This is a genomic window from Blautia sp. MCC269 (genome assembly GCF_018785655.1).
Taxonomy (GTDB): Bacteria; Bacillota; Clostridia; order Lachnospirales; family Lachnospiraceae; genus Blautia_A.
This window is the reverse complement of the sequence record NZ_WQQE01000029.1, coordinates 87,869-95,123: the sequence shown is the minus strand read 5'-3', so window position 1 is coordinate 95,123 and position 7,255 is coordinate 87,869. Positions and strand designations below refer to the sequence as shown.

The window sequence follows — 7,255 nt, the reverse complement described above, 5'->3', positions numbered from 1 at the left end:
TGGGGCGGAGCAAGCTTGCTTGTGGAGAACCATTTATGATGCAGACTGAACATTTGCGAAGCAAATGACATCGAACGACGAAGTCGTGAGATGCCCCCCGCTGGAGTAGCCTACTAAACAGGCGATGCAGCTTTAGCTGCGAGCCCGTGAAAAAAAGGCAAATCGGCACGCAGGTTAAAATTGATTCAACAAAACGATTAACCATCAACAAAGCATGTATGTAGTTTTGAATATACAATCGTAAGAAAGTGGCTTAAACAGCCACTTTTTTTGTGCTATAATAAAAAAATACGTTATCATCAATGTCCCTGTCAACTGAAAAAAGTTTTTCTATTCACAGTCCACAGCAAAACGAAAGGATTTATTTATGAAAACATTATACGTATCAGATCTTGATGGAACTCTTTTACGAAAAAATGAAACTTTATCCCCATATACAATAAAAACAATCAATGCGTTAACTTCTTCAGGCATGTTATTTTCCTATGCAACAGCTCGTTCCTTAAATACGGCAAAAAAAGTAACAGAAGGCCTTAACACACATTTCCCTCTTATTATATACAATGGGGCATTTGTGAAAGATAATATAACAGAGGAAATCCTTATTGCCAATTATTTTGAAGAAGACATATATGATGTATTGAGAGATCTTTTTGCACACGAAATATATCCGATCATATATTCATATCAGAATAATATTGAAAAGTTTTCTTATATACCGGCAAAGGCAACAAGTGGAATGCAGACATTTTTAAACAGCCGGAAGGGCGACAAACGTACGAATATTGTAACTACAGAGTCTGAACTGATGTATGGAGATCTTTTTTATATCACCTGCATTGATAAGCCGGAGAAGCTGGAACCATTTTATCATAAATACAAAAATAAATATCACGTTGTTTATCAGGAAGATATCTATACAGGAGAGCAGTGGCTGGAGATCATGCCGCAAAAAGCATCTAAAGCGCAGGCTGCTTTGCAGTTAAAACAAAAACTGGAATGTGACAGATTAGTTGTTTTTGGTGATGGAAAAAATGATATTGATATGTTTGAAATAGCGGATGAAGCCTATGCAGTGGAAAATGCAGTAAATGAACTGAAAGCTGTGGCAACTGGGGTCATCGGCTCCAATGAAAACGACGGAGTGGCGAAATATCTCCAAAAAATATCTATTTCCAAACCAACTGTTTTATGATATCATATAGCTTAACCTGCGGAAAATGGAGGTTATAAGACATGAATCATATTGAAGAAAAGATCATTCAGACTATAGATGAACACAGAGACGAGATCATAGCCTTTGCGAAGGATATCCAGAGTCATCCGGAGCCGGGGTTTTATGAGGAGAGAACAGCCGCACATGTAGCGGCTTTTTTGCGTGGCCTGGGACTTCGGGTGCATGGAGGACTTGCACGCACAGGGGTTCGCGCAGAGTGGATGGAACAGGACGGACCGAACATTACGATTATTGGAGAACTTGATGCCATCGGATGTAAGTCACATCCGATGGCTGATCCCGTTAACGGGACAGCACATGCATGCGGACACCACGCACAGATTGCAGCCATGATCGGCGCAGCATTGGCACTGACCAATGAGGAGGTTCAAGCCTCTCTGTCTGGGTCCGTATCTTTTTTTGCCGTTCCGGCGGAAGAATACATTGATGCAGATAAACGTGCACGGCTTCGGAAAGAGGGAATCGGCTTCCCGGCATCCGGAAAAAGCGAGCTGCTCCGGCTTGGAGAATTTGATCATTCAGACATTATTTTGACCACACATGTGCACATGATGCCGGTAGAAGAAGATTTTTACCTGGGAAATGCGGCATGCAACGGATTTTCCGCAGAGCGTGTCACAGTAAGAGGAAAAGCCGCGCACGCAGCCATCGATCCATGGGATGGAGTGAATGCCTTAAGCATTACTTCCAGTGCCATTCAGATGATGGGACTGATGCGGGAAACTTTTCGGGAGGAAGATCATGTGCGCCTTCACAACGTGATTCGAAAAGCCGGGGACGTGATCAATGCGGTTCCTGACGAGGCGGTGATCGAAACAAAAGTCCGCGCGGCATCCCTGGATGCGATCCGTGCAACACAGGAAAAAATGGACCGTGCCTATGACGGAGCTGCCTATGCTTTTGGCGGTACGATCGAGAGAGAAACGCTTCAGGGATATATGCCGATCCTGCACAGAGGCGCGGACAAAGTAATGGAGGAATCCGTAAAACTTCTGGATGTGACATACCGGTGTTCAAAACCGGAAGATTTTAATAACGCCTGTACGGATGTGGGAGATATGACCCATCTGTTTCCAGTACTGAATTTCACATTCGGAGGATTTGAGGGAAAACTCCACGGAGCAGATTTTCAGATCGTAGATGAAGAACTGGCCTATATCAAACCAGCCAAACTTCTGGCACTGACTACTTACCGCCTTCTCTGCAATCATGCAAAAGAAGCAGAAAAAATCTGTCAGAAATTTAAACCTGTATTTAATAAAGAGACTTATTGTCAGTATATAAGGGATAATTTTCATGAGAATGAGTAATTAACCGAATCAGGGAGGTTCCCTGCGGGGTACGGATATCTGTATCATAGTAAATAAAAGGAGAACTAAATGTCCGAAATTTCATTAGAACTCAAAAATATAAAAAAGAGTTTCCAGGAAGGGGAGGACGTCCTGGAAAGCATCTGTCTTACAGCAAAGAAGGGAGAATTTGTCACTTTGCTGGGATCTTCCGGCTGTGGAAAAACCACTACATTGCGGATCATCGCAGGTCTGGAGCAGCCTGATTCCGGCCAGGTTTTCTTAAACGGAAAAGATGTGACATCCCTGGAACCGAACCAGCGAAATGTGAACACCGTGTTTCAGAATTATGCACTTTTTCCCCATATGAATGTAGCAGATAATATTGGCTATGGTCTGAAATTGAAGAAAACGCCGAAAGCGGAGATTAGCAGAAGAGTAAAAGAAATGCTGGAACTGGTTCAGCTTTCCGGATTTGAGAAGCGGAAGCCGTCAGAACTTTCCGGCGGTCAGCGTCAGCGTGTAGCCATTGCCAGAGCTCTTGTGAACAATCCGGAAGTCCTTCTTCTGGATGAACCCCTTGGCGCACTGGATCTGCAGCTGAGGCGTGCCATGCAGCACGAGCTGAAACGCCTGCAGAAGAAGCTGGGGATTACGTTTATCTATATCACCCACGACCAGGAAGAAGCCATCAATATGTCTGACACGATCGCAGTGATGAACCACGGCCGCTTTGAGCAGATCGGAACGCCGGATGAGATCTATAACCACCCGAAGACCAGTTATGTGGCGACATTTGTAGGAAATGCAAATATCCTTACCGGTGTTGTGGAAAACATTGGTACAGAGGAAACAGGCGATACTTCCAAACTGATCACAGTAAGAACTGACGCCGGAAAAGTAAAAGTATCAATGAACAATGCTAATATCACGGCTGAATCAGACAAGGAATATCTGCTCCAAAAAGGAGAAAAGGTCACCATTGCGGTAAGAAGTGAAAATATCCGATTTGAAGAAAATAATGACTGTGATGGCTTAAATGCCGAAGTCATTGAAAAAACTTTTGCCGGCGGTCAGCTCCGTGTTGTTTTGAAAACTTCGGAAGGGCAGGAAATCGTGGCAAGTCGTTATGGCATTGATACAAATGTCAGCGTAGGAGAAAAGGTACGCTGCTGTTTTCTTCCCACAGATGCCGTGCTGGTGGACCGGGGAGGCACCAATGCGTAAGCGCGGCGCAGGCTCCGTATGGATGATCCTGCCGCTGTATCTCTTCACACTGATCTTCGTTGCGCTGCCTCTTCTGTATGTGATCGCATTGAGCTTTTCCACAGCAGACGGCGGCTATGGTGTGAACTGGAAATTTACTCTGGATAATTACAAACAGATCCTGGAGCCCGTATATCTGCAGACTTTTACAGGATCTTTTCGCCTTGCCATTACAAGTACCCTGATCATCTGCCTGGTGGGTTATCCTTTCGGATATTTTATGGCAAAACTTTCCGAGGGAAAAAAGAAGCTTGCCATGTTGTTCCTGATGCTGCCTTTCTGGGTGAATTCTCTGATCCGTCTGTACGGCTGGATCATCATTCTCCAGAAAAAGGGACTACTGAACTATCTGTTGATGAAATTTGGTATTATCCAGGAGCCTTTAAAAATTCTGTACAGCTATCCTGCCATTGTGATCGGTATGATCTATGTATTGTTGCCGTTTATGGCACTGTCCGTATATTCCAGTGCGGAAAAGCTGGACTGGTCACTGGTGGAGGCAGCCAGAGATCTGGGAGCCAGCAGATGGAAAGCATTCTGGAGCGTCACTTTTAAGCTGACTTTACCGGGACTTCTTTCCGGAGTGATCCTTACTTTTATTCCGTCTATGGGCCTGTTTTTTATTGCGGATATCCTGGGCGGAAACAAGATCGTACTGGTTGGAAGCCTGATCCAGGAGCAGATGACAAGAGGAAATAACTGGCCTTTTGCCGCGGCACTGGCGGTAGTACTGATGATACTGACCACGCTGATGATCGTACTGTACAGGAAGATCACCAATGTGAAGGAACTGGAGGGAATCGGATGAAAAAGAACTCAAAACTTTCAGGACTGTACCTGGGAATCCTGTTTTTCCTTATGTATCTGCCCATTGGCGTGGTAGTGGTATTTTCGTTTAATGAAGCAAGACTTCCGGTGCGTTTTACCGGATTTTCCCTGAAATGGTATCAGGAACTGTTTCATGACAGAGATCTGATCCAGGCATTGAAAAACAGCCTGATTCTGGCTATATCCAGTTGCGGGGTATCTGCAGTGATCGGAACGCTGGGGGCTGTAGGACTTTCCAGGATCCACTGGAAAACAAAAGGGGTGATGGAGTACATTTCCATTCTGCCTCTGATGATCCCGGAGATCATTCTGGGAATGGTACTGATGGCATTTTTCTATATGCTGAACCTGCCATTTGGAATGCTGACACTTCTGATCGGACACACGGTTTTCTGCGTGCCCTATATTTTAATGGAAGTAAAAGCACGGCTTGTGGGAATGGACCCGTCCCTGGAAGAGGCAGCCAGAGATCTTGGCGCCGGTTCTTTCCGGGCATTCTGGGACATTACCCTGCCTCTGATCATGCCGGCTGTCATATCCGGCTCTCTGCTGGCTTTTGCCATGTCCATGGATGATGTGGTGATCAGCATTTTTGTGACCGGTCCGCGTGTATCCACGCTGCCGATAAAAGTTTACACACAGATGAAAACAGGCGTTACGCCGGAGATCAATGCACTTTGTACTATGATGCTGGGAGTGATCCTCCTTGTGCTGGCCGTGTATCTGATCATGGGAAAACGCGGGAAGGGGAATAAGAGAGATGAGCAATAAACTGATCGAGTTAAAAAATCTCACAAAAAATTTTGATGACCAGCAGGTGCTCCGGGGAATCAACCTGGATATCCACGAAAACGAATTCCTTACGCTTCTGGGACCCAGCGGTTGTGGAAAAACAACAACCTTGAGGATCATCGCAGGATTTGAGGAACCAAGCGGTGGAGAGGTGCTGTTTAACGGCATTGAGATCTCCAAGCTTCCTCCATATAAAAGGGAGATCAATACGGTATTCCAGAAATATGCGCTGTTTCCACATCTTAATGTTATGGACAATATCGGTTTCGGCCTGAATCTGAAAAAAGTAGATAAAACTGTCATTGAGCAGAAAGTCAAAAGAATGCTGAAGATGGTAGGTCTGGAAGGTTTCGAAAAAAGAGACGTCACCCTTCTTTCCGGCGGTCAGCAGCAGCGAGTTGCCATTGCCAGAGCTCTTGTCAATGAGCCGAAAGTCCTTCTTCTGGATGAGCCTCTTGGAGCTCTGGATGCCAAGATCCGTAAACAGATGCAGATCGAGCTGAAAAAGATCCAGAGAGAAGTAGGAATCACTTTCATCTATGTTACCCATGACCAGGAAGAGGCTCTCTCCATGTCCGATACCGTAGTTGTTATGAACAACGGTGAGATCCAGCAGATCGGAAGCCCGACAGACATCTACAATGAGCCGGAAAACCGTTTTGTGGCAGGTTTTATCGGAGAATCCAATATTATAGAAGGAACGATGATCAAAGATTTCCTGGTAGAGTTTGATGGTTTCCAGTTTGAATGTGTGGATAAGGGATTTGAGGACAACGAAGCCATTGAGGTGGTTCTCCGTCCGGAGGATCTGGATATTGTGGAACCGGATCAGGCCAAGATCAGAGGAACTGTACGGAACATTACGTTCAAAGGTGTTCATTATGAGATCCTGATCGAGACGGAGCTTCGCACATACATGGTGCACACTACCGATTATGCGGAAGTGGGACGAGAAGTAGGACTGAAGTTTGGTCCTGAGGATATCCATGTTATGTGCAGAATGGGAGGATACTAATGAAACAGTTCAAACATCTGATCAAGCCGTACATCATCTGGGCTTCGATCCTGATCGTGGTACCACTGATCCTGATCGTACTTTATGCGTTTACCTCAGATGGAAATGAAGTTCTGACTTTACATTTTACATGGGCGAATTTTGCAAAATTCCTGGAAACTACTTATTTAAGTGTTATTTTGAAATCTTTTCGCCTGGGTATCCTGACCACATTGATCTGTCTTGTGTGCGGATATCCGCTGGCATATATTATTTCCAAATACTCCGAGAAGGTGCAGAGTTTTCTCATCCTTATGGTTACGATCCCCATGTGGATCAACATGCTCCTTCGTACTTATGCATGGATGAATATTCTTTCAGACAATGGTCTGGTGAACAACCTTCTGAAAATGCTGGGAATTTCACCGATCACCATGATGTATACAGATTTTTCGGTTATTGTGGGCCTTGTCTGTAATTTCATGCCGTTTATGATCATTCCGATCCATACTTCTTTAAGTAAAATGGATAAATCACTGATCGAGGCGGCCAATGACCTTGGGGCCAATCCATTCCAGACCTTCTGGAAAGTCACCTGGAAGCTTTCCATGCCAGGTGTGGTCAATGGTGTTATGATGGTATTCCTTCTGTCCATCTCAACTTTCGTTATTCCGAAGCTTCTTGGCGGCGGTCAGTACATGCTGATCGGTAACCTGATCGAGTCACAGTTTATTTCCGTAGGTGACTGGAACTTTGGAAGTGCCATCTCTCTGATCCTGGCAGTGATCATCCTGATCTTTATGAGCCTGATGAAGAAGATGGACACCCAGGACGATTAAAGGAGGCAGG

Annotated in this window: 7 protein-coding genes; all 7 read left to right on the top strand. The window is 45.0% G+C overall.

The annotated features are described in order from the left end of the window. Positions 1-367 precede the first annotated feature (367 nt). The 7 genes from GPK88_RS10390 to GPK88_RS10360 all read left to right on the top strand — a co-directional run bounded on the left by GPK88_RS10390 (position 368) and on the right by GPK88_RS10360 (position 7,245). A complete protein-coding gene (locus GPK88_RS10390) occupies positions 368-1,195 on the top strand; it encodes an HAD family hydrolase (protein ID WP_173762568.1) in 828 nt (275 codons plus the stop codon). A gap of 41 nt (positions 1,196-1,236) precedes the next feature. After that, entirely contained in the window at positions 1,237-2,547 is a 1,311-nt protein-coding gene (locus GPK88_RS10385; protein WP_173772475.1) for an amidohydrolase, read from the top strand. A gap of 69 nt (positions 2,548-2,616) precedes the next feature. After that, positions 2,617-3,753: an ABC transporter ATP-binding protein gene (locus tag GPK88_RS10380; RefSeq protein ID WP_173772473.1), complete on the top strand. Its 1,137-nt coding sequence runs from the start codon at positions 2,617-2,619 to the stop codon at positions 3,751-3,753. Then, complete coding sequence (locus GPK88_RS10375) at positions 3,746-4,600, top strand: ABC transporter permease (protein ID WP_173772471.1); 855 nt, start codon at positions 3,746-3,748, stop codon at positions 4,598-4,600. Before GPK88_RS10380 ends, GPK88_RS10375 begins: the two co-directional genes overlap by 8 nt. Beyond that, positions 4,597-5,391, top strand: coding sequence for an ABC transporter permease (locus GPK88_RS10370; protein ID WP_148448856.1), 795 nt, complete (start codon positions 4,597-4,599; stop codon positions 5,389-5,391). Before GPK88_RS10375 ends, GPK88_RS10370 begins: the two co-directional genes overlap by 4 nt. Continuing rightward, complete coding sequence (potA, locus tag GPK88_RS10365; protein WP_021976527.1) at positions 5,381-6,427, top strand: spermidine/putrescine ABC transporter ATP-binding protein; 1,047 nt, start codon at positions 5,381-5,383, stop codon at positions 6,425-6,427. The genes GPK88_RS10370 and potA overlap by 11 nt, the downstream gene beginning before the upstream one ends. Further along, positions 6,427-7,245 (top strand): ABC transporter permease, encoded by an 819-nt coding sequence (locus GPK88_RS10360; RefSeq protein ID WP_021976528.1) that lies wholly within the window; start codon positions 6,427-6,429, stop codon positions 7,243-7,245. The genes potA and GPK88_RS10360 overlap by 1 nt, the downstream gene beginning before the upstream one ends. Positions 7,246-7,255: the final 10 nt, after the last annotated feature.

Bases quoted from the DNA above. Each gene is read 5' to 3' on its own strand.
- GPK88_RS10390 (WP_173762568.1), top strand. From the start codon at position 368: ATGAAAACATTATACGTATCAGATCTTGATGGAACTCTTTTACGAAAA.
- GPK88_RS10385 (WP_173772475.1), top strand. From the start codon at position 1,237: ATGAATCATATTGAAGAAAAGATCATTCAGACTATAGATGAACACAGA.
- GPK88_RS10380 (WP_173772473.1), top strand. From the start codon at position 2,617: ATGTCCGAAATTTCATTAGAACTCAAAAATATAAAAAAGAGTTTCCAG.
- GPK88_RS10375 (WP_173772471.1), top strand. From the start codon at position 3,746: ATGCGTAAGCGCGGCGCAGGCTCCGTATGGATGATCCTGCCGCTGTAT.
- GPK88_RS10370 (WP_148448856.1), top strand. From the start codon at position 4,597: ATGAAAAAGAACTCAAAACTTTCAGGACTGTACCTGGGAATCCTGTTT.
- potA (WP_021976527.1), top strand. From the start codon at position 5,381: ATGAGCAATAAACTGATCGAGTTAAAAAATCTCACAAAAAATTTTGAT.
- GPK88_RS10360 (WP_021976528.1), top strand. From the start codon at position 6,427: ATGAAACAGTTCAAACATCTGATCAAGCCGTACATCATCTGGGCTTCG.